This window comes from Streptomyces lucensis JCM 4490 (assembly GCF_014650035.1).
In the GTDB taxonomy this organism is placed as follows: domain Bacteria; phylum Actinomycetota; class Actinomycetes; order Streptomycetales; family Streptomycetaceae; genus Streptomyces; species Streptomyces lucensis.
This window is the reverse complement of sequence record NZ_BMUE01000001.1, coordinates 43,073-64,186: the sequence shown is the minus strand read 5'-3', so window position 1 is coordinate 64,186 and position 21,114 is coordinate 43,073. Positions and strand designations below refer to the sequence as shown.

The following is a 21,114-nucleotide window of genomic DNA, read 5'->3' as shown; positions in this document are numbered from 1 at the left end:
CAGAGCTGGCGCGACCGTATGGCGGCCGTGTCACCACCCACCCGCGGTGGACGCCGGTATCTACCGCAGTTTGCGCAAGAGGACAGCTCTCGGCGCGCCCGGACCCGCACGGGGCCCGCGCTACCAGGCGGCAGAAAGGCACGGGCCGTGGGATCCACGGTCACCACCACCGAGCCGGAGAAGGCCTCCCCGGCATCCTCCCGCCCCGGATACGGACAGCTGCTGCGCACCCGCGGCGCCTGGACCTTCCTGCTCCCCGGCTTCGCGGCGCGCCAGCCGTTCGCGATGCTCACGATCTCCATCGTGCTGCTCGTGCAGCACACCACCGGCTCGTACGGCGCCGCGGGCGCCACCGCGGCCGCCACCGGCGTCTCCATGGCCCTGTTCGCGCCGTACAGCGGCCGCCTCGCCGACCGCTACGGTCAGCGCGCCGTGCTGATCCCCGGCGTCCTGGTGCACACGCTGGCGGGCCTGTCCCTGACGGCGCTGGCCCTGGGTCACGCGCCCCTGTGGGCCCTGTTCCTGGCGGCCGTCCCGACCGGTGCCTCGGTGCCGCAGGTCGGCCCGATGGTGCGTGCGCGCTGGGGCGTGAAGCTGCAGGGCTCCCCCCTGATGGCCACCGCGGCGGCGTTCGAGTCCGTCACGGACGAGCTGACGTTCGTCGTCGGCCCTCTGCTGGCGACCGCGCTGTGCACCGCCGTGACGCCCGCGGCGGGCCTCGTCACCGAGGCCGCGCTGACCCTGGTCGGCGGCCTGCTGTTCGCCGCGCGGAAGGGCTCGCAGCCGCCGGTGAGCGGTGCGGGCGGGCACGCGCACGTGCGGCACGCCTCCGCCCTGCGCGTCCCGGGCGTGCGCGTGCTGGTCGTGACCTTCCTCGGCATCGGGTCGGTCTTCGGCGGCATGCAGGTGTCGCTGGCGGCCTTCACCGAGTCGATCGGCGAACCCGGCCTGAACGGCGTCCTGTACGGCGTCTTCGCCGCCGGCAACATGCTCTCCGGCGTCGCCTGCGGCGCGATCGCCTGGAAGACCGCCCCGCAGCGGCGCCTGGTCCTCGGCTACACGGCGCTGGCGCTCGCCGCGTCCGCGCTGTGGACGGCGCACTCGGTGCTGCTCCTCGCCGCGCTCGGCCTGCTGGTCGGCATGTGCATCGCACCGGCCCTGATCACCGGCTACACCCTGGTCGAGAGCCTGGTCCCGGCCGGCGCCCGCACCGAGGCCTTCACCTGGCTGACCGGCGCGGTCGCGCTCGGCCAGGCGGCCGCCGTCACCGTCGCCGGACAGCTGGAGGACCGGCTGTGGGACGGCGCCGGCTTCCTGGTGCCCATGGCCGGCACCGTGCTCGCGCTGGCCGTCCTCGCGGGCCTGCGCTCCCGGCTGGTCCCGCCGTCGAGGAACCGTGCCGTCGCGCGTGGCGTCGGTCACCGCGTGCCGGTGACGGTGGACTGATCCCGGGGAATGCGTCACTATGGACCGTCGTTAGCACTCATTGAGTGAGAGTGCCAGGAGGAAGACAGTGCCGACCTACCAGTACCAGTGCACCGAGTGCGGCGAGGGCCTCGAGGCGGTGCAGAAGTTCACCGACGACGCCCTGACCGAGTGCCCCAGCTGCAGTGGCCGCCTGAAGAAGGTGTTCTCCGCGGTCGGCATCGTCTTCAAGGGCTCCGGCTTCTACCGCAACGACTCGCGCGGCTCCACGTCGAGCAGCAGCCCGGCGTCGTCGAAGGCCGGCTCCTCGTCGTCCGACTCGAAGTCGTCCACGGCGTCCTCGTCGACGTCGTCCCCGGCCTCGACGCCGTCGTCCTCGTCGTCCTCGTCGAGCTCCGCCGCCTGAGACCTCGCACCCCGGACCCCGCCGTCACCGGACGGCGGGGTCCTCGGTACGTCCCGGGCCGGGTCCCCCGCCGTTTCGCGGCCAGCTAGTGTGCTGGGCATGGCGAACGCAGAGATCGGCGTAATCGGCGGCTCGGGCTTCTACTCGTTCCTCGACGACGTGACCGAGGTCCAGGTGGAGACCCCCTACGGGCCGCCCAGCGACTCCCTCTTCCTCGGCGAGGTCGCCGGCCGCCGGGTCGCCTTCCTGCCCCGGCACGGCCGCGGCCACCACCTGCCGCCGCACCGCATCAACTACCGCGCCAACCTGTGGGCGCTGCGCTCGGTCGGGGTCCGCCAGGTCCTCGGCCCGTGTGCGGTGGGCGGCCTGCGGCCCGAGTACGGTCCCGGCACGCTGCTGGTGCCCGACCAGATGGTCGACCGTACGAAGGCCAGGGCGCAGACGTACTTCGACGGACTTCCGCTGCCGGACGGCACCGTGCCGAACGTCGTGCACGTGTCCCTGGCCGACCCCTACTGCCCCGCCGGGCGGTCCGCCGCGCTGAAGGCCGCGCGTGGGCGGGACTGGGAGCCGGTGGACGGCGGCACGCTGGTCGTCGTCGAGGGGCCGCGCTTCTCGACCCGTGCCGAATCGTTGTGGCACCAGGCGCAGGGCTGGTCGGTCGTGGGCATGACCGGCCATCCGGAGGCCGCGCTCGCCCGGGAACTGGAGTTGTGCTACACGTCGCTGACCCTGGTCACCGACCTGGACGCGGGTGCCGAGAGCGGCGAGGGCGTCTCCCACGAGGAGGTGCTGCGCGTGTTCGCGGCCAACGTGGACCGGCTGCGCGGGGTGCTGTTCGACGCGGTGGCGGCGCTGCCCGCGGCCGGTGCGCGGGACTGCCTGTGCCAGAACGCCCTCGGCGGTATGGACCCGGGGTTCGAGCTGCCGTAGCGGCGCCTGGGGACGGCGGGCGGAACGCACCGTTCGGGTGGCCGGGTTGTCCACAACCGGTCCGCGATCCACCGGCTCCGGCGGGATCCGGCGCGAGGCCTCATCGTGGCATCGCAAGCCGAACTCCTCCTCGCAGGCGGTGATCACCGTGCCTTCGCCCCCGTCGTCCGCGACCCCGTTCCCCCTCTTCCCCCCGTCACCCCCTCCGTCCCCTCCGTCCCCGCCGTCCAGGACCCCGTTCCCCCTCTCCCACCCGTCGTCCCTCTCCCGTCCCGCTCACCCGCCCTCGCGTTCCCCCGTCCCGCCGCCTCTGCGTCTTCCGCGCCCGCTGGGCACGGACGCGCCCGCGACGTGCGAGGTCCCGCAGTTCGCCCCGGTCCGTGTGCGCGGCGGGCGGTACCGGCTGCAGCGGCTCGTGCGGCGGCGGGGGCGGGCCGTCGCGGCCGGCCTCGTGGTGACCGCCGCCGCGCTGGTGGCCGCGGGGCCGCGGACCACGTCGGAACCGCACCGGGCGGAGCCGACCCGCGGCCATCCGGCGGCACAGCCCGTACGCCGGTCACCGGCGGTGGACGTGGTGGCGGCGCCGGTGCGGATCGCCGACGCCGCCACGGTCCGGCTGCTCGGGGCCGGTGACCGGGTGGACGTGGTCGCCGCACAGGACCCGTCGGCAGGCGGCGGCGTCCAGGTGCTCGCCCGTGGTGTGCGGGTGCTGGAGGTGCCGGAGCCCGGCGAGGGGGCGGGAGAGAGCGGGGCCCTGGTGGTGCTGTCGGTGCCGCGCGCCACAGCGGTACGGCTGGTCGGCGCGAGCGCCTCGGCACGGCTAGCGGTGACACTGTGCTGAGGCGCCTCGTACGCTCCGTCGGCGCCGTGCTCACCGGCCTTCCCGTCCCGGAGTTGAGCTGGACACGACCGTCGCACCGTGCCGTAGGTTGTGGAGCGTTTCGTTCCACAACCTGTGCACACAAGGAGAGTCCGCAAGGTGAGCGCGAAGAGGGATCCGAACATCCTGGAGGGATTCAAGGCCTTCCTGATGCGCGGGAACGTGGTCGACCTCGCGGTCGCGGTGGTCATCGGTGCGGCCTTCACGAACATCGTCAACTCGGTGGTGAAGGGCGTCATCAACCCGGTGGTCGGGGCGATCGGCACGCAGAACCTGGACCACTACAGCTCGTGTCTGAAGGACCCGTGCAAGGTCGGCGCGGACGGCACGGTCAAGAGCGGCGTGCCGATCCTGTGGGGCTCCGTCCTCGGCGCGACGCTCACGTTCGTGATCACCGCGGCGGTCGTCTACTTCCTGATGGTCCTGCCGATGTCGAAGTACCTGGCCCGCCAGGCGGCCCGCAAGGCGGCGCGGGAGGGCACGAAGGAGATCATCGAGGTGACCGAGCTGGAGGTCCTCAAGGAGATCCGCGACGCCCTGCTCGCCCAGAACGGACAGGGCCGGGGACCGGCCAAGAGCTAGGCGACATGGCGGAGCCGTGGCGGCCGACGGCGACGCGGCGAGGCGTGGTGGCCGACGGCGGGGCGAGGCGTGGCGTGGCGGCCGGGCTCGGGAGCCCGGCCTGATCCAAACGAAAGACCCTAGGCCTGGGAGGGACAGACGGGATCCGCCGACCGGCCCGGGAGGTAGGCGGTCCGTTCCTGTTCGGTCAGGTCCCGGCCGGCGGCGCGGCAGATGGTCCGGATCGCCTCGGCCGGTTCCGGAAGGGCGACATGCCACAGGTGCACGGTCCGGTCGACGCTGCCCGAGGCGAGGACCCGGCCGTCCGGGCTGAACGCCACCGAGGTCACCTCGTCGGCGTGCTGCCCGATCAGGGTCATGCGGCTCTTGCCGTCGGTGACGTCCCACAGCCCCGTGGTCCAGCCGGAGTCGCCGGTGGCCAGGGTGCGGCCGTCAGGGCTGAACGCCACCGACGCCGCGACGTCGGCACGTCCGGCGAGGGTGATCCGGGTCGTGCGGGTGGTGACGTCCCACAACCGCACGGTGTAGTCGCCGACGGCGATGGCCAGCGTGTGACCGTCGGGGCTGAACGTCACACCGTGCACTTGGTCGGGGGTGGTGATGGTGTGGGCCCTGCCGGTGGCGACGTCCCACAGGCGCACGGTCTTGTCGGCGCTCCCGGTGGCGACGGTGCGCCCGTCGGGACTGAACGCCGCGGAGTAGACGACATCGGTGTGCCCGTCCAGGGATCTGCCCGGTTTGCCGGTGTCGGCATCCCACAATCGCACGGTGCCGTCGCGACCGCCGGTGACGAGGATGTGGCCGTCGGGGCTGAACGCCACCGAGTGAAGCGGGGTGGCCTCGCTCAGGGGCTTCAGGCGGGGTTTGCCCGTAGTGGTGTCCCACAGTCGCGCGGTGCCGTCCGCGCCGGCGGTGGCCACCGTGTGTCCGTGGGGGCTGAACGTGACTCCGAGTACCGCGTCCTCGTGCCCGTCCAGGCTGAGGCGTTTCCTGCCGGTGGCGGCGTTCCACAGGATTGCGGTCTTGTCGGCACTGGCGCTGGCTACAGTGCCGCCGTCGGGGCTGAACGCGACCGAGTAGACGATGTCGGTGTGCCCGACCAGGGACGCGTCTCCGCTCGCGGTGACCTTCCACAGGCGTGCGGTCGTGTCACCGCTTCCGGTGGCGAGCGTGCGGCCGTCGGGGCTGAACGCCACCGCGTTCACGGAGTCGGTGTGACCGATCAGGGACTTGCTCATCGCATGGGTGGCCACGTCCCACAGCCGCGTGACACGGTTGGTGCCTGCGATCGCGATGGTGCGGCCGTCGGGGCTGAACACCACCGAGAGCACCGAGCCGGTGAGCACGTCCACCTGGGGGCCTTGCTTGCCGCTGCCGGCGTCCCACAGCCGCATGGTGCCGTCGCCACCTCCCGTGGCGACGGTGCGTCCGTCGGGGCTGAACGCGGCCGAGAGCACCTGGGCCGTGTGCCCGGTGAGCTTGGTCCGGAGCCTGCCGGTGGTGGCGTCCCACAGTCGCGCGGTGCCGTCCGCACTGGCGGTGGCGACGGTGCTTCCGTCGGGGCTGAACACGGCGGAGTACACGATGTCGGTGTGCCCGGTGAGCTTGGTCCGGAGCCTGCCGGTGGTGGCGTCCCACAGTCGGGCGGTGCCGTCCGCACTGGCGGTGGCGACGGTGCTTCCGTCGGGGCTGAACACGGCGGAGAACACGGTGTTGGTGTGCCCGGTCAGAGGGGTGCGAGCCTTGCCGCTGGCGGCATCCCACAACCAGGCGCTGTAGGAGCTGCCGGTGGCGATGGTGCGGCCGTCGGGGCTGAACGCCACCGCGTTCACCTCGCCGGACAGACCGGTGAGCCTGGTACGGGTCTTACCGGTGGCGGTGTTCCAGACGCGCACGGTGCCGTCGGAACTTCCGGTGGCGAGGGTGTGGCCGTGGAACGCCACCGCGTTCACTGCCTTGGTGTGCCCGAGCAGACGCCGGCCCAGAGGCAGGTGCGCGTCGGTGCGCAGGCTCGAGAGGGCCTCGGTCGTGTGGCTCGTGCGGTATGCCTGGACGGCCAGCAGCGAGGAGAGTTCGGGATTGACGTTGATGAGCGTGCCGGACTCGACGGCGAGCTGCCGGGACAGGGCCGCCTCCCGTTCGGCCAGCGCCACACGCCACTGCCAGAACGCTTGCGCGCCGGCGAGCAGCGCGAGTACCAGCAACGCGGCCAGAACGGTGATGAGCCGTCTGCGCCGCCGGGCGATCGCCTCCTGACGCTGCCGGCTCGCGGTGAGGAAGTCCGCGATGTCCTTCGGGAGGCCACGTTTTTTCGACATTCTGTCGCTGTCGGCAAGGGCCGTACCCGCGAGCAGATCCCCCGGGTCCCGTTTCTCGGCCCAGCGCAGTTGCCGTTCACGCGTCCGCTCGAGCCATTCGTGGAAATCGTGCTGTTCGCTCACCCACTCCCGCAGCTTGGCCCAGTCGCGGATGAGCGCGTCATGGATCAGTTCCGCGACCGGCTCAGGCTGGGCATCGGGACGGTCACGGTCACGGAGGATCTGCGTGGTGGTGATGATGCGACGGCGGGCCAGAGTGGTGATGACGGCGTCCACGTCGTCGTCCGGCGCACTGTCGGCGCCGGCCGCGAGGCCGCGCAGCTCGTCGAGGGGAACCTGTGCGCGGACGGGCGGGATGCGGCGTTTGGTGTCCGCGGGGCGCACCAGGGAGGTGAGGACGTTCTTCGCGATGTCCTGCTGCTCGGGTGACAGTTCCTTCAGCGCCTTCTCGCACCATGCGGTCAGGCTCCCCCCGACACCTCCGATGCGCTGGTACGCCTCGTGAGTGAGGTAGCCGTCCTTCCGCTGCCGCCACAGCTCCGTGAGGGTCATCTCCAGCAACGGCAGCACGGTCACGGGCGCCTGGCGGCTGATCGACGTTTCGGGGTTGACATCCAGGACGTCGCTGATGATCTGCTCGGGCAGCCCCTGCTGGAAGCCGAGCCCCACGGTCCCCGCGGGGGCGACGATGATGTCGCGCAGGTCCTTCCAGCCCAGTGTGCCGGGCACATTGAGCAGACCGGGCGTCGCCGCTTCCAGCAACCCTCCTGCGCTCGCGGCGAGTCGGGAGTAGAAGTCGTCCCGCATGACGAGGATGACGCTGAGGTCGCTGTCCGAATCGGCGACCGTGGTGATCTCGTCGATGGCGGCGAGGAATTCCCGCAGCCGTCCGTCAGCGCCCTGGACCAGTAGCTCCTCGAACTGATCGATGACCAGCAGCACACGCCGGCGGTCGGGTTCGCTCGCCAGTCGGCGGTCCGCCGCCGCCATGAGCCCCTCGCGGCGCGCCCCCGGCAGCCCGGCACGCTCGATCTCCGTCAGCAGGTCCTGCCGGGGCCGCACCAGCACGGGCAGCCAGCCCGCACTGCCCCGTAGTAGCAGCCCCCGCGCCAAGGCGGGCAGCACCCCCGCCTGGATCAGGGAGGACTTGCCCGACCCGGACGGGCCGAGCAGCAGGGTCAGGCGGCGCTCCCAGGACAGGTTCGCGAGGACCTGCTCCACCGCCTTGTCCCGCCCCTTGAACCAGTCCGCGTGTGCCGCGGTGAACGGCTCCAGCCCCCGGTACGGACACACCTCGTGCTCGGCCAGGGCGGGCACGATCTCGCGCAGGACCTGCGTGGGCGTGGCGTACGCGATGCCCTGCCCCCGCTGGTACTTGTCGGGTGCCGTGATCTCGGTGAACATTCCGATGACCAGGCTCGTCTTCTCGTCCAGCACCGGCGCACCGCTGAACCCGGTGGTGAGGTCGTTGGCCGCGGTCAGCTGAAGACGCTCGCGCCCGACCGGCGAGGCCTTCAGCAGATCTGCCACCGTGGCCGTCCCGAGGTGTCCGCCCTGCGTCGCCTGGGCCGCGAAGCCGAACGACCGGACTTCGTGGCCGCTGCGCCCCTCGGCGGAGCCCAGCGGCAACACCCAGGTACCGGTCGGCGTCTGCGGCAGCCGGACGAAGGCGACGTCCTCCTCCTCGGGCTCCCGCCACTGCTCGACGTGCCCCTCCAGCAGGTCGGCACCCGTCACACGGGGGAAGGCCACCAGTACCCGGTCCCGGTACCCGGAGCCGGCGGCCCGGACCACGTGCGCGCAGGTGACGAGGAGGTTCTCGGCCACCAGGAATCCGGCTCCCGTCACCGTCCCGTCCGGCGCGACGATCTGCGCCACCGCCATGGGCAGGTCCGACGGGGTCGCCCCCTCCAGCCAGCGCGCGGCGCTAGCCACCGTCGCCCTTCCACGACACCGTCACCTGTAGATGACAGCCGACCGTACCCTTGGTGAGCACCGCGCCCGCCGCGACCGAGAGGTCCACGCCGAACTCGACCGTGATCGCGTCGGGCCGAGCCTTCCGCAGCTGGTCGAGGGCCACCTGTGCCGCCTGCGTCACCGGCTCCAGAGCGTCCTGCAGCGTGGTCGGCGCCTGCTGGACGAAATCGCCCAGGCGCCCGGCCTTCACCGGCCCCTCCGCCCCGGCCGGCGACTCGACCAGGACGGAGCCCCCGCCCTCCAGCGGAATCCGGGTCAGGACGGTCACGACTCCTCCTCGGGTACGCGCGTGTCCATCAGGGATCCCGGCCAGCATCCGGCACCCGCGGCACATGCCGCAGTCCGGAGTGGGCCGCACGAGCACACCTCCACCCGCCCGGCGCAGCCCCCGGTCACGGAGCACGGGGTACGGGGCACGGGGCGTGGCTTGGGCGGACACCGGCCCGGCGACCGAGAGCTCGGCCGAGCCGGAGCACCGCTTCGAACCCCTACGGGCTGACCACGAAGATCTGCCGGGCCGAACTCCACGTGGCAGGCGGTTTCCCTGGTCCACCCGTCGATCCGACCGAAACCGTCAGGCCGCGCTCCACCGGAGTGCTCACAGGTGGTGGGGCGGCTTCTCGTCGAGGAAGCGCCTTAGGTCGGCGGCGCTGTCGCCGTCGGGGCGCTCGCCCCACCCGCGGTCGGTGTCGTCCGGGGACTGCCGGTCCAGCGGGTCGTCGAAGACCAGCGCGGGCTTCGGGTCACACGGCTCGGATTCGGGGGTGGCGCTCATACCCACAAGGGTACGAGAGCGCCGTGCGGTCAGACTGGCCCCATGACAGTCGACGCGCTGACGGACGTCACCGGGCTGCGGGTGGGTCACGCCACCCGCGCCGGGGACGGCTGGCTCACCGGTACCACCGTGGTCCTCGCTCCCGAGGGCGGCGCCGTCGCCGCCGTCGACGTCCGCGGCGGCGGTCCGGGCACGAAGGAGACCGACGCGCTCGACCCGCGCAACGTGGTGGGGACGGTCGACGCGGTGGTGCTGACCGGAGGCAGCGCGTACGGGCTCGACGCGGCGTCGGGCGTGATGGCCTGGCTGGAGGAACGGGGGCGGGGCGTCCCGGTCGGCACGGACCCGGCGCACGTCGTGCCGGTCGTGCCCGCCGCGTGCGTCTTCGACCTGGGGCGCGGCGGGGACTTCCGCGCGCGGCCGGACGCGGCCACGGGACGCGCGGCGGTGGAGGCCGCGGCGGCGACCCCGGCCGGCGCCCGGGTCCCCGAAGGCTGCGTGGGCGCCGGCACGGGCGCCGCGGCGGGACGGCTCAAGGGCGGCGTGGGTACCGCCAGTACGGTGCTCGCCTCCGGCATCACGGTGGCCGCGCTGGTGGTGGCGAACGCCGCGGGATCGGTGATGGACCCGGAAACCGGCGTGCTGTACGGGGAGTTGTTCCAGGGACGGGTGGACTACCCGGCGGCGCACGTGCACGAGGCCGCCCGCCGGCGCCTCGACGGATACGCCTCGCGCAACGCGCCTCCCCCGCTCAACACGACTCTCGCGGTGGTCGCGACCGACGCCGACCTCTCCAGGGCGCAGGCGCAGAAGCTCGCCGGCACGGCGCACGACGGCATCGCACGCGCCGTGCGCCCGGTGCACCTGCTGCACGACGGCGACACGGTGTTCGCGCTGGCCACCCGGGCACGTCCGCTGGACGCGCACCCCCTGGCCCTCAACGCCGTCCTCGCCGCCGGCGCGGACCTCGTGACGCGCGCGATCGTACGGGCCGTGCGCGCCGCCGAGCCGGTCGACGGACCGGGAGGGGCGTGGCCGTCGTACGGGGAGCTGTACGGCGGGTAGCGGCCGGGCCCGGCCGTGGTGCGGTGATTGTCGCGGTTCCGTCACGCGCGGGGTGTTCCGGGCAGCCTCATGTCGCAGTTCTGTCACGCGGGGGGAGCTCCAGGGAACCCCGCCGGGCGCCGGGGCCCTCTTCCCCCACGCAGCGGAACGGATCACCCACTCTTCACGAACCTGGAGCAGCCCGTGACAAGGCCGGACATTGCAGCGCGGCGCGCACTGGGGGCCTGTGCCGCCCTGATGGTCGGCGCCCTCACCCTCACCGCCTGCGGCGGCAGCGCCGACGCCGACGACGGCAAGGGCGGCGGCAACCCGAGGACTTCCACGGCGAAGATCGTGATCTCGTCCAAGGACGGCGCGACGGACGCGTCCATCAACGCGACCGGGGTGAAGGTCAGCGACGGCAGGCTGACCGACGTGAAGATGACCGTGGCCGGGTCGGGGCAGGCCGTGCCCGGGACCACGTCGGCGGACGGGCACAACTGGAAGCCGAAGGAGCAGCTGGAGCGCGGGACGAAGTACCGGATAGCCGCGACCGCGAAGGACTCCGCAGGGCGCACGGCGGCGGCCAACTCCATCTTCACCACCGTCACCACGGCCAACAGTTTCATCGGCACCTACACGCCGGACGACGGCACGACGGTCGGGGCCGGCATGCCGGTGTCCTTCACCTTCGACAAGTCGATCACCGACAAGAAGGCCGTGCAGTCGCACATCAAGGTCGCCTCCAGCAGCGGCCAGCAGGTGGCCGGGCACTGGTTCGGGGACCGGCGGCTGGACTTCCGGCCGCAGGAGTACTGGAAGGCCGGGTCCAAGGTCACGATGCGGATCGACCTGGACGGGGTCGAGGGCGCGAAGGGCGTCTTCGGAGTGCAGAAGAAGACCGTGTCCTTCACGGTCGGGCGGTCGCAGGTCTCCACGGTCGACGTCAGCACGCAGACCATGACGGTGGTGCGGGACGGCAAGACGCTCAAGTCGGTGCCGATCTCGGCGGGCAGCCCGGAGCACACCACGTACAACGGGCAGATGGTGATCTCCGAGAAGTTCGTGCAGACCCGGATGAACGGCTCGACGGTCGGCTTCGGCGGTGAGTACGACATCTCGGACGTGCCGCACGCGATGCGGCTGACGTCGTCGGGAACGTTCATCCACGGCAACTACTGGTACAGGAAGGACAACCCGCCCTTCGGCCGGGAGGGCACGAGCCACGGCTGTGTGGGCCTCTCCGACGTGCAGGGCGCCCAGGGCGCCACGTCGGCCAAGTGGTTCTTCGACAACTCGCTCGTCGGTGACGTCGTGGTCGTGAAGAACTCGCCCGACAAGACGGTGGCGCCGGACAACGGCCTCAACGGCTGGAACATGTCCTGGAGCGCCTGGACCGCGGGAAGTGCCGTCTGACCGGCGGCTTTTGACGGAACGCCGGGCCGCGCGGGAACTTCTCGCGCGGCCCGCGCGTTTTCCCGCCATACGTTTTCCCGGTTCCCGGGCATGATGTCCGACCGAGGGGCTACGGTATGCACCCACTAGGTGACATGCAGCAACGCCGGGAGAAGCCTTGAGCGTTCCGTACGAGACGGCAGCGTACGAATCGGCCCAGTCGCCCGAGTCTCCGGAGGAGCATCTCGCGCGACTCCTCGGCCGTGCCCTGAACTCCTTCGAGCTGCCCGACGACGTGGTGCGGCGGCTCGATCGCGCGCTGGCGCACACCAGTTCGCTGCACTCCGCACACCACAGCGCGGGGCTGCACCGCGAGACGTACCGGCACACCTGGCTGCTCGCCGACGGATCGGCGGTCACGCTGTGGGAGCTCGTGCACAACACCACGCCGGACGGCCCCCCGGAGCACGAGGTGTACGTCGACGAGGAGGAGGTGCAGGCCGCCACTGCACGGCTCGGGCTGCCGCCGGAGACGCCGGACTTCGAGCTGCCCGCGCTGATGCGGCTGTGGGCGATACCCGAGCCCCGGCACGTGTTCGCCTCCGACGACTCCGCCGACCACGCGCGCCGGCTGCTGCGCCGCGCGGAGAACCCCGACCGGCCCGGCGCGGAGACGGCGGCGCTGCTGGCGACGGCGACCGCGCACGGGATAACCCAGGCGTTCGGGCGGCCGGGGCGGGCCGGACGCGTGGGCCTGAGCTACGCGTTGTACGAGCACGCGTTCCTGCTGCCGGACGGCGGTGAGGTCTCCCTGTGGGAGGTCGAGCACACGGCGACACCGGACGGACGGCACATGTGCGAGGTGTACATGTCGGAGGTCGCGGCTCGGGATGCCATGGAACGGCGGGCGGCCCGGCACGGCTAGCGCGGCGGGCGGCCGGTCCCGTCCCCGTCAGCAGTCAGCCACCAGCCGTCAGCCACCGGCTGTCAGCCGTTGGCGAGTCGCCGGACCAGGCCAGCGAACGCGTCCTGTTCCGCGGGCGTCAGCTCGACGGACTCCAGGGCCGGACCCGACCGGCCCTGGCGCGGCAGGGCCGACAGGGGCCTCGCGCCGCGCCGGAGGGCGGCCCGCAGGCCGCTGCGGCGCAGCAGGCGCAGTACGACGGCGGCCCAGACGGCGGCCGCCACGGCGAGGACGACCACGCCGATCAGCTGGAGAACCGGGGCGTACGCAGGCATGCACCCAGTACACACCACGGTCCGGGACTTCGGTCCCGGACCGTGACGTATCTCGCAGGTGCCGTGAACAACTCACAGCGAACCAAAGGGACAAGGCGCCGGTGATGCGGTGCGGCGGCGCCGGTCAGGCCGCTATCGGCTGCTGCGTCTCCTTCCGCGGAGCGGGCGCGCCACCGGCGGGGTCGGTGGCCGTGGTCCCGGGGGCCCGCCTGCGCATCCCCTTGAGGAGGACCACCAGGGCCGTGGTGACGCAGACGCCGGCCGCGATGGCGACCAGGTACAGGAACGGGTTGCCGATCAGCGGGACGACGAAGACGCCGCCGTGCGGGGCGCGCAGGGTGGCGCCGAAGGTCATGGACAGGGCGCCGGTGAGCGCGCCGCCCACCATCGCGGACGGGATGACCCGCAGCGGGTCCGCCGCCGCGAACGGGATGGCGCCCTCCGAGATGAAGGAGGCGCCCAGGACCCAGGCGGCCTTGCCGTTCTCGCGCTCGGCCCGGGTGAAGAGGCTGCCGCGCACGGTAGTGGCCAGGGCCATCGCCAGTGGCGGGACCATGCCGGCGGCCATCACCGCGGCCATGATCTTCATGGCGGAGTCGCCGGGGTCGGAGACCGCGATGCCGGCGGTGGCGAAGGTGTAGGCCACCTTGTTGACCGGGCCGCCGAGGTCGAAGCACATCATCAGGCCGAGCAGCGCGCCGAGCAGGACGGCGTTGGTGCCGGTGAGCCCGTTCAGCCAGTCGGTGAGGCCCTTCTGCGCGGTGGCGATGGGCTTGCCGATGACGACGAACATCAGGAACCCGACGATCGCCGAGGAGATCAGCGGGATCACCACCACCGGCATGATGCCGCGCAGCGGGGCCGGGATCCGCACCTTCTGAATGCCCATCACGACGCCGCCGGCGACCAGACCGGCCGCGAGGCCGCCGAGGAAGCCCGCGTTGATGTCGAGCGCGATCGCGCCGCCGACGAAGCCGGGGACGAGGCCCGGCCGGTCGGCCATGCCGTAGGCGATGTAGCCGGCCAGCACGGGGACGAGGAACTTGAACGCCACGCCCCCGATCTGGAAGAGCAGGGCTCCCCAGCTGCCGGACTGCGTCCACACGAAGTGGTCCATGACGGACGGCGCCTTGTTGACCTGCCAGCCGCCGATCGCGAAGCCGAGGGCGATGAGCAGGCCGCCCGCGGCGACGAACGGGACCATGTAGCTGACGCCGGACATCAGCCAGGTGCGCAGCTTGGTGCCGTAGCCCTCGCCGGCGTCGCCCGCACGCTCGACCGGCGTGCCGCCCGGTGTCTCGGACGCGGCGGTGGCCGGTGCGGCGGTCTCGCCGCGGGCCGCCTTCTCGCGGACCTCGGTGATGAGGTCGGCGGGGCGGTTGATGCCGGCCTTCACCCCGACGTCGACGGTCGGCTTGCCCGCGAAGCGCTCCTTGTCGCGCACGGGGACGTCGTGGGCCAGGATCACGCCGTCCGCCGCCGCGATCACGGCCGGGTCCAGCCGGGTGAACCCGGCCGAGCCCTGCGTCTCGGCGACCAGCTCGACGCCCGCCTCGCGGGCCGCGTTCTCCAGGGACTCGGCCGCCATGTAGGTGTGCGCGATGCCGGTGGGGCAGGAGGTGACGGCGACGACGCGGAAGGGGCGCCCGCCGGAGCCGGCGCCCGGCGTCTCCCGGCCGTCGACGGCGGTGTCCGGCGTCTTCCGATCGTCGGCGGCGGTGTCCGGCGTGGGCGCCGTGCTGTCCGCCGCGGCGCCGGCGGAGGCCGCCACCGGTGCCGCGGCGGAGTCCTGGGAGGCGTCGGCGGAGGGTTCCCGCGCGTCCTCCCCCGGCGGCGCCTCGTCCCCCCGGATCAGCGCGGCGGCCGTCTCCGGGGTGCTGGACGCGCGCAGCTCCGAGGTGAACCCGGCGTCCATCAGCTGGCGGGCCAGCGAGGAGAGGATCGTCAGGTGGGCGTCGTCGGCGCCGGCCGGGGCCGCGATCAGGAAGACCAGGTCGGCGGGGCCGTCCGCGGCGCCGAAGTCGATGCCGGCCGCGCTGCGTCCGAAGGCGAGGGTCGGCTCGGTGACGTGGGCGCTGCGGCAGTGCGGGATGCCGATGCCGCCGTCGAGGCCGGTCGGCATCTGCGCCTCGCGGGCGGCGACGTCGGCGAGGAAGCCCTCCAGGTCGGTCACCCGGCCCTGGGTCACCATGCGCTCGGCGAGGGCGCGCGCCGCCGCTTCCTTGGTGTCGGCGGACAGGTCGAGGTCGACCAGGTCCGCGGTGATCATTTCGCTCATCGCGGGCTCCTCTGCGCGCGTATCGCCCGGGGGGAGGGGTGGGCGGGGGTGGGGACGGGGGTGCGGCGGGGGAAAGCGGTGGGTGTGGAAAGGCGCCGCCGCTTCCGGTGCGCGTGGGCCATGCGGCACCGGAGGCCACGACCGCGCCGGTTCAAGGCGTTCATGACACCGGCTCCTTCAGCGCGCGCTCCAGCGGGATCTCCGCGGTGACCGTGACCGCGGCCGCGTCCAGGTCGGCCGGGGCCGGCATCACGCTGCCGGGAAGCCGGACGGCGGCGGCGCCGTGGGCGACGGCACAGGCGAGGGCGTCCGGGCCGCTGCCCCCGGCGATCAGGAAGCCGGCCAGCGTCGCGTCACCGGCGCCCACGTTGCTGCGGACGGCGTCCACGGGTGCGCTGCCGTACCAGGCGCCGGTGTCCTCCACCAGGATCTGGCCGTCGGCGCCCAGGCTCGCGAGCACGGCTCCCGCGCCCATTCCGCGCACCTCCTCGGCCGCCTTGAGCGCGTCGCCCACGGTCGCCAGGGAGCGCCCGACCGCCTGCGCGAGCTCCTCGGCGTTGGGCTTCACCACGTCGGGTCGCGCGCGCAGCGCCTCCAGGAGCGGACGCCCCGAGGTGTCCAGGGCGATGCGCGCGCCACCGGCGTGCGCCCGGGTGACGACGTCGGCGTACCACGAGGGCGCGAGGCCCCCGGGGAGGCTGCCGCAGCACGCGATCCAGTCGGCGTCGCGGGAGTGCTCGCGCACCGTCTCCAGGAGCAGTTCCTGCTCCCGTGCGGTCAGTTCGGGCCCCGGCGCGTTGATCTTCGTGAGCACCCCGTCGGCCTCGGCGAGCGCGATGTTGGAGCGGGTGGCGCCCGCGATGGGCACCGGCGCGACCTCGATGCCCTGCGCGTCGAGCAGGTCGGCGACGAACACGCCCGGCGCACCGCCCAGGGGCAGGACGGCGACCGTGCGCCGTCCGGCGGCGGCGACGGCGCGCGAGACGTTCACGCCCTTGCCGCCGGGATCCATGCGCTCGGTCTCGGCCCGGACGACCTCGCCGCGCTCCAGGGCGAGGACCTCGTAGGTGCGGTCGAGGGAGGGGTTGGGGGTGACGGTGAGGATCATGCGCGCACCACTTCCGTGCCGCCGGCCTCGACGGCGGCGGTGTCCTCGGGGCTCAGCCCGCTGTCGGTGATCAGCAGGTCCACGTCGTCCAGAGAACCGAAGCGGGCGAAGTGTTCCTGGCCGTGTTTGGAGGAGTCGGCGAGCAGGACGACTCGGCGGGCGGCGGCGACGGCCGCCCGCTTGACCGCGGCCTCGGCGAGGTCGGGGGTGGTCAGGCCGTGCCCGGCGGAGAAGCCGTTGGCGGCGACGAACAGGACGTCGGCGCGGATCTCGCCGTACGCGCGCAGCGCCCAGGCGTCCACGGCGGCGCGCGTGCGGTGCCGTACGCGCCCCCCGACCAGGTGGAGCTGGATCCCCGGGTGGTCGGCGAGGCGGGCGGCGATGGGCAGGCTGTGGGTGACGACGGTGAGGGAGGCCTCAAGGGGTATCGCGGCGGCGACCCGTGCCACCGTCGTGCCGGCGTCGAGGATCACCGTGCCTTCGGCCGGCAGTTCGGCGAGGGCCGCCTTGGCGATGCGGTCCTTCTCGTCGGCGGCGGTGGACTCGCGTTCGGCGAGGTCGGGCTCGAAGTCGAGGCGGCCGACCGGGATGGCGCCGCCGTGCACCCGGCGGACGAGGCCGGCGCGGTCGAGGGCCTTGAGATCGCGGCGGATCGTCTCCGCCGTGACCTGGAACTCCTCGGCCAGCGACAGCACGTCCACCCGGCCGCCGTCCCGCGCGAGCCGGAGGATCTGCTGCTGCCGTTCCGGTGCGTACATGTCCGTTCGCCTCCGCCTCGACGCCCGACCGATTCCGGACGATGCCCGAACGTGTGGTTTCACTGGCGAGGCTACGCCGCGAGTTCCGGAAAGTAAACGGGTTCGGGCATGAACGGGCACGAACGGGCATTCGGTGCTGTCCGGACGGCACAAGGGCCCGGTACCTGTCGGTACCGGGCCCCGGGGACACACCCGGTCAGGACGCCAGCGCGGGCTCCTTCTCCGCCTCCGGCAACTCCGCCCCGGCCGCGCCCTCCACATGCTGCGCCGGCCACTTCGGCAGGGCCGCCATCAGCAGGAAGATCACGCCCATGATCCCGGCGACCCACCACAGCGCGTGCTGGAAGGCGTGCACGAAGGCCGGGCCGACCTGGGCCCGGGTCAGCCGGTCGCCGATCTCCCCGTAGAACACCACCGACACCAGTCCGAGCCCGAGCGCGTTGCCCATCTGCTGCACGGTGTTGATCAGGCCGGACGCGGATCCGGCGTGCTCGCGCGGCGCCTCCGAGAGCACCGCGTCGGTCAGCGGGGCGACGATGAGACCCATGCCGGCGCCCATCACGACCAGCGGCAGGGCCATCTGCCAGGGGGCGATGCCGAGGCCGTAGCGGTGCGCCTCCCACAGGTAGACCAGCACGCCCGCGCCCATGATCAGCGCGCCCGCCTGGAGGACCTTGCGGCCGTAGCGCGGGACCAGCTTCTGCACCGACATGCCGGCGGCCGTCGACACGGCGAGCGAGAACGGCACCCCGGTCAGTCCGGCCCGCAGTGGGCTCCAGCCCAGGCCGATCTGCATGTAGAGCGTCCAGACCAGGAAGAAGATGCCGAGCGCGATGCCGAACACGGTCTGCACGGCGATACCGGCGGCGAAGCTCTTGACCCGGAACAGGGACAGCTCGATCAGCGGCGAGCCGTCCCGGGCCGCCTTGCGCCGCTCGTACGCCACCAGCGCCGCGAACACGCCGAACGCGCCCGCCATCGAGAGGTGTCCCCACAGCGGCCAGCCCAGCTCGCGGCCGCGGGTGAGCGGATAGAGCAGCATCAGCAGGCCCAACGTGACCAGCGCGACGCCGACCAGGTCCAGCTTCAGTGCCCGCGGCGCGCGGGACTCGGTGATGAAGCGGCGGCCGAGCAGCCAGGAGACGACGCCGACCGGCAGGTTGATGAGGAAGATCGGCCGCCACTCCAGGCCGAACAGGTTCCACTCCGTCAGCAGCGCGCCGAGCAGCGGGCCGCAGACCGCGCCCAGGCCGACGATCGCGCCGAACAGGCCGAAGACCTTGCCGCGTTCGTGGGCCGGGAAGGTGGCGTGCACGATCGACAGCACCTGCGGCACCATCATCGCCGCCATGCCGCCCTGCAGGATGCGCGAGGCGACCAGCATCTCCGGGTTCACGGCGAAGCCGCACAGGGCGGAGGCGAGGGTGAAGCCGCCGATGCCGAGCAGGAACAGCCGCTTGCGGCCGTGGATGTCGCCGAGCCGCCCGCCGGTGATCAGGCCGGCGGCGAAGGCGAGGGCGTAGCCGGCCGTTATCCACTGGATCTGGCTGACGGACGCGTGGTCGGTCCGCTCGATCGACGGGATGGCGATGTTGACGATCGTGACGTCGACCAGGTCCATGAAGGCGGCGGTCATCACGATCGCCAGGGCGAACCAGCGGCGGCGGTCCGCCGGGGCGGCCCCGGTGCCGCCGGTGTCCGTGGCGGGCCGGACGGAGTGGGTCTGTTCCGTGGAGGTCATGCGTCCACGCTAGGACCCGATTAGGTCAGATCATGTCCTAGTTCTCCGGCATCCTCGTACGCATGACGACGGACACCCCGGCCCGGCTCCTGCAGCTGCTCTCCCTCCTCCAGACCCCGCGCGAGTGGCCCGGCGGCGAGCTGGCCGACCGGCTGGGGGTGTCGCGCCGTACCGTGCGGCGGGACATCGACCGGCTGCGGGAACTTGGCTACCCGGTGCAGGCCACGAAGGGCGCGGACGGCGGGTACCGGCTCGCCGCGGGCAAGGCCATGCCGCCGTTGGTGCTGGACGACGAGGAGGCGGTCGCCATCGCGGTGGGCCTGCGCGCCGGCGCCGGGCACGCGCTGGAGGGCGTGGACGAGGCGTCGGTGCGGGCGCTGGCCAAGCTGGAGCAGGTGCTGCCGGCCCGGCTGCGGCACCGGGTGGCCACGCTGCAGGCCGCGACCACTGCGCTGACCAGCGGGGACGGGCCGAGCATCGCGCCGGAGACGCTGACCGTGATGGCCTCGACGGTGGCGGGGCGGGAACGGCTGCGGTTCGCCTACCGGGACAAGGACGGCAGCGAGTCGCGCCGCCTGACCGAGCCGCACCGGCTGGTGTCGACCGGGCGGCGGTGGTACCTGGTCGCGTACGACCTCGACCGCGCGGACTGGAGGACGTTCCGGGTGGACCGGGTGAGCGCGCCGTTCCCCACCGGAGTCCGTTTCGCACCACGGGAGTTGCCGACGGGAAGCGCGGCCGAGTACCTGCGGCGGTCCATCCACCAGCGGCAGGAGACGTACGAGTTCGAGGTGCGGTTCGCCGCACCGGCGGAGCGGGTCGCCGCGCGGCTGCCGGCGTGGGTGGGGCCCCCGCGGGACGACGGCCAGGGCGGCTGTGTCCTGCGCGGCACCACCGGCGACCCCATGGAGTGGCTGGCGGTACGGCTGGTGATGGCCGGTCACGAGTTCACCGTACGGGCGCCGGAGGAACTGGCCAGGTGCGTCCGGGAGTTGGGCGGTCGGCTGAGCCGAGCCGGGGCTGAACCAGGCGGGGGCTGAGCCGGTCGGGCCGGTCAGCCAGGCCGGGGGCTCAGCCAGGCGGGGGCTGAACCAAGCCAGGGCTGAACCAGGCGGGGGCTGAACCAAGCCGGGGCTGAGCCGGTCGGGCCGGTCAGCCGGGCCGGGGGCTCAGCCAGGCGGATGAGGCAGGCCGGGGGCCGAGCCGGGCGGGGTCAGTCCCCGGCCCAGCCGAAGTCCCGCAGCGCGCGCAGGTTCCGCAGCGCCAGGGCCGCCGGGCCCTCCGGTCCGGTGGGCGGGGACGCGCCTGCGGCCCAGGACTGTACGGCGACGCGGACGGCGGCGTCGGCCACGGCCGCGGCGAAGCGCAGGCGGGGGGCTACCGGCGCGGCGGGCGGGGGCGACGGGGACGGTGGCGGTGGCGGTGGCGGTGGCGGTGGCGGTGGCGGTGGCGGTGGCGGTGGCGGTGGCGGTGGCGGTGGCGGTGGCGGTGGCGGTGGCGGTGGCGGGGAAACGTTGTCGTCCCTCTCGCCGGCGCCCTCACCGGCGCCGGAAACGGCGGCCGCGCCGGCACCGTGGGGTCCGGCGGTCCGGGTCTCCCCGGCGGAGGCCAGCCGGGCCGCGAGGACCTCCCCCAGCGTTCCTTCCGAGGCCTGGCACACCTCCGCCCAGACCCTGCCGAGCGCGGGGCTGGTGCCCGCGAGGCGGATCAGGGTGCGCACCCATTCCCAGGACGCGGCGGAGATCCCGGCCCCGGCTCCGACGGTCTGGTGGACGGCGTGCTCCAGCGCCTCCAGGACGGTGAGGTGGGCCGGGGCGGACCGGACCGCGTCCGCCCAGCGCTGGGCGCCTGCCGCGTACAGCGGCGCCACCGCCTCCTCCTTGGTGGCGAAGTAGCGGTAGAACGTGCGCGGCGCGATGCCGGCGGCCTGGGCGATGTCCTCGGCGCGGGTCGCCTTGAGCCCCCGGTGGACGAAGAGTCCGGCCGCCGCCCGGGCGATCTCCATCCGGGTCTCTGCCTTTCGGCGTTCGGTGAGGGAGAGCTGCGCCGAGGCTGGAAACGACTGGTGTGCGGAGCGGCGGGTGGAGCTCATCCCGGCAGGCTATGCCCATGTGGCAGAATCTGCCATCCGGCGGTTCACCCCGTGGTTCAGGTACGGGGTGGGCCGCCGCTGCCGTGTGTCCGCTCACGTGCTCAGGGCCTGACTGTCCCCCGGCCACCGTCGTCCCGCGGCCGGACGCAAACAAGCCGGGCCC

18 protein-coding genes are annotated in these 21,114 nt (G+C 73.2%); 9 read left to right on the top strand and 9 right to left on the bottom strand.

The genetic code is table 11. The features are described from left to right. Positions 1 to 147 precede the first annotated feature (147 nt). From IE177_RS00315 to IE177_RS00295, 5 genes are all read left to right on the top strand, one after another. The gene (locus tag IE177_RS00315; protein ID WP_190012621.1) at positions 148 to 1,446 is read left to right on the top strand and encodes an MFS transporter; all 1,299 of its coding nucleotides are present in this window, start codon (positions 148 to 150) and stop codon (positions 1,444 to 1,446) included. Between the two features lie 67 nt (positions 1,447 to 1,513). Continuing rightward, positions 1,514 to 1,831: an FmdB family zinc ribbon protein gene (locus IE177_RS00310; RefSeq protein ID WP_190012620.1), complete on the top strand. Its 318-nt coding sequence runs from the start codon at positions 1,514 to 1,516 to the stop codon at positions 1,829 to 1,831. A gap of 99 nt (positions 1,832 to 1,930) precedes the next feature. Beyond that, positions 1,931 to 2,764, top strand: coding sequence for an S-methyl-5'-thioadenosine phosphorylase (locus IE177_RS00305; protein ID WP_190012619.1), 834 nt, complete (start codon positions 1,931 to 1,933; stop codon positions 2,762 to 2,764). A 310-nt stretch (positions 2,765 to 3,074) separates the two neighbouring features. Then, the gene (locus IE177_RS00300; protein ID WP_190013318.1) at positions 3,075 to 3,605 is read left to right on the top strand and encodes a CpaB family protein; all 531 of its coding nucleotides are present in this window, start codon (positions 3,075 to 3,077) and stop codon (positions 3,603 to 3,605) included. Between the two features lie 189 nt (positions 3,606 to 3,794). Further along, on the top strand, positions 3,795 to 4,226 hold the full coding sequence (locus tag IE177_RS00295; RefSeq protein WP_373305013.1) for a large conductance mechanosensitive channel protein MscL: 432 nt from the start codon (positions 3,795 to 3,797) through the stop codon (positions 4,224 to 4,226). 119 nt (positions 4,227 to 4,345) lie between these two features. On the opposite strand, the gene IE177_RS00290 is transcribed toward IE177_RS00295, so the two are convergent. The 3 genes from IE177_RS00290 to IE177_RS00280 form a co-directional block, all read right to left on the bottom strand. Further along, entirely contained in the window at positions 4,346 to 8,479 is a 4,134-nt protein-coding gene (locus IE177_RS00290; RefSeq protein WP_229815836.1) for an nSTAND1 domain-containing NTPase, read from the bottom strand. Further along, the gene (locus tag IE177_RS00285) at positions 8,472 to 8,789 is read right to left on the bottom strand and encodes a CU044_2847 family protein (RefSeq protein ID WP_190012617.1); all 318 of its coding nucleotides are present in this window, start codon (positions 8,787 to 8,789) and stop codon (positions 8,472 to 8,474) included. Before IE177_RS00285 ends, IE177_RS00290 begins: the two co-directional genes overlap by 8 nt. A 330-nt stretch (positions 8,790 to 9,119) precedes the next feature. Then, entirely contained in the window at positions 9,120 to 9,296 is a 177-nt protein-coding gene (locus IE177_RS00280; RefSeq protein ID WP_190012616.1) for a hypothetical protein, read from the bottom strand. Between the two features lie 42 nt (positions 9,297 to 9,338). Here IE177_RS00280 and IE177_RS00275 point away from each other — a divergent pair, with 42 nt between their 5' ends. From IE177_RS00275 to IE177_RS00265, 3 genes are all read left to right on the top strand, one after another. Continuing rightward, positions 9,339 to 10,361 carry a P1 family peptidase gene (locus tag IE177_RS00275; RefSeq protein ID WP_190012615.1) on the top strand — a complete coding sequence of 341 codons (1,023 nt, stop codon included), beginning with the start codon at positions 9,339 to 9,341 and terminating at the stop codon, positions 10,359 to 10,361. A gap of 183 nt (positions 10,362 to 10,544) precedes the next feature. Beyond that, complete coding sequence (locus tag IE177_RS00270) at positions 10,545 to 11,756, top strand: L,D-transpeptidase (RefSeq protein ID WP_229815835.1); 1,212 nt, start codon at positions 10,545 to 10,547, stop codon at positions 11,754 to 11,756. Between the two features lie 157 nt (positions 11,757 to 11,913). Continuing rightward, complete coding sequence (locus IE177_RS00265) at positions 11,914 to 12,660, top strand: DUF6227 family protein (RefSeq protein ID WP_190012613.1); 747 nt, start codon at positions 11,914 to 11,916, stop codon at positions 12,658 to 12,660. Positions 12,661 to 12,722: 62 nt separating this feature from the next. On the opposite strand, the gene IE177_RS00260 is transcribed toward IE177_RS00265, so the two are convergent. From IE177_RS00260 to IE177_RS00240, 5 genes are all read right to left on the bottom strand, one after another. Then, complete coding sequence (locus tag IE177_RS00260) at positions 12,723 to 12,974, bottom strand: hypothetical protein (RefSeq protein WP_190012612.1); 252 nt, start codon at positions 12,972 to 12,974, stop codon at positions 12,723 to 12,725. 124 nt (positions 12,975 to 13,098) lie between these two features. After that, complete coding sequence (locus IE177_RS00255) at positions 13,099 to 15,252, bottom strand: PTS fructose transporter subunit IIABC (protein WP_190012611.1); 2,154 nt, start codon at positions 15,250 to 15,252, stop codon at positions 13,099 to 13,101. 160 nt (positions 15,253 to 15,412) lie between these two features. After that, a complete protein-coding gene (gene pfkB, locus IE177_RS00250; protein ID WP_190012610.1) occupies positions 15,413 to 16,360 on the bottom strand; it encodes a 1-phosphofructokinase in 948 nt (315 codons plus the stop codon). Further along, complete coding sequence (locus IE177_RS00245) at positions 16,357 to 17,118, bottom strand: DeoR/GlpR family DNA-binding transcription regulator (protein WP_190012609.1); 762 nt, start codon at positions 17,116 to 17,118, stop codon at positions 16,357 to 16,359. The genes pfkB and IE177_RS00245 overlap by 4 nt, the downstream gene beginning before the upstream one ends. Before the next feature lie 196 nt (positions 17,119 to 17,314). Beyond that, positions 17,315 to 18,859 (bottom strand): MFS transporter, encoded by a 1,545-nt coding sequence (locus IE177_RS00240; RefSeq protein ID WP_373304981.1) that lies wholly within the window; start codon positions 18,857 to 18,859, stop codon positions 17,315 to 17,317. A gap of 62 nt (positions 18,860 to 18,921) precedes the next feature. Between IE177_RS00240 and IE177_RS00235 the strand changes: the two genes are divergently transcribed. Further along, on the top strand, positions 18,922 to 19,899 hold the full coding sequence (locus IE177_RS00235; RefSeq protein ID WP_190012608.1) for a helix-turn-helix transcriptional regulator: 978 nt from the start codon (positions 18,922 to 18,924) through the stop codon (positions 19,897 to 19,899). A gap of 173 nt (positions 19,900 to 20,072) precedes the next feature. Here IE177_RS00235 and IE177_RS34690 read toward each other — a convergent pair whose 3' ends face one another. Next, positions 20,073 to 20,951, bottom strand: coding sequence for a TetR/AcrR family transcriptional regulator (locus IE177_RS34690; RefSeq protein WP_444545613.1), 879 nt, complete (start codon positions 20,949 to 20,951; stop codon positions 20,073 to 20,075). Positions 20,952 to 21,114: the final 163 nt, after the last annotated feature.

Bases quoted from the DNA above. Each gene is read 5' to 3' on its own strand.
- IE177_RS00305 (WP_190012619.1), top strand. From the start codon at position 1,931: ATGGCGAACGCAGAGATCGGCGTAATCGGCGGCTCGGGCTTCTACTCG.
- IE177_RS00295 (WP_373305013.1), top strand. From the start codon at position 3,795: ATGCGCGGGAACGTGGTCGACCTCGCGGTCGCGGTGGTCATCGGTGCG.
- IE177_RS00280 (WP_190012616.1), bottom strand. From the start codon at position 9,296: ATGAGCGCCACCCCCGAATCCGAGCCGTGTGACCCGAAGCCCGCGCTG.
- IE177_RS00275 (WP_190012615.1), top strand. From the start codon at position 9,339: ATGACAGTCGACGCGCTGACGGACGTCACCGGGCTGCGGGTGGGTCAC.
- IE177_RS00260 (WP_190012612.1), bottom strand. From the start codon at position 12,974: ATGCCTGCGTACGCCCCGGTTCTCCAGCTGATCGGCGTGGTCGTCCTC.
- IE177_RS00255 (WP_190012611.1), bottom strand. From the start codon at position 15,252: ATGAGCGAAATGATCACCGCGGACCTGGTCGACCTCGACCTGTCCGCC.
- pfkB (WP_190012610.1), bottom strand. From the start codon at position 16,360: ATGATCCTCACCGTCACCCCCAACCCCTCCCTCGACCGCACCTACGAG.
- IE177_RS00245 (WP_190012609.1), bottom strand. From the start codon at position 17,118: ATGTACGCACCGGAACGGCAGCAGCAGATCCTCCGGCTCGCGCGGGAC.
- IE177_RS00240 (WP_373304981.1), bottom strand. From the start codon at position 18,859: ATGACCTCCACGGAACAGACCCACTCCGTCCGGCCCGCCACGGACACC.
- IE177_RS00235 (WP_190012608.1), top strand. From the start codon at position 18,922: ATGACGACGGACACCCCGGCCCGGCTCCTGCAGCTGCTCTCCCTCCTC.
- IE177_RS34690 (WP_444545613.1), bottom strand. From the start codon at position 20,951: ATGAGCTCCACCCGCCGCTCCGCACACCAGTCGTTTCCAGCCTCGGCG.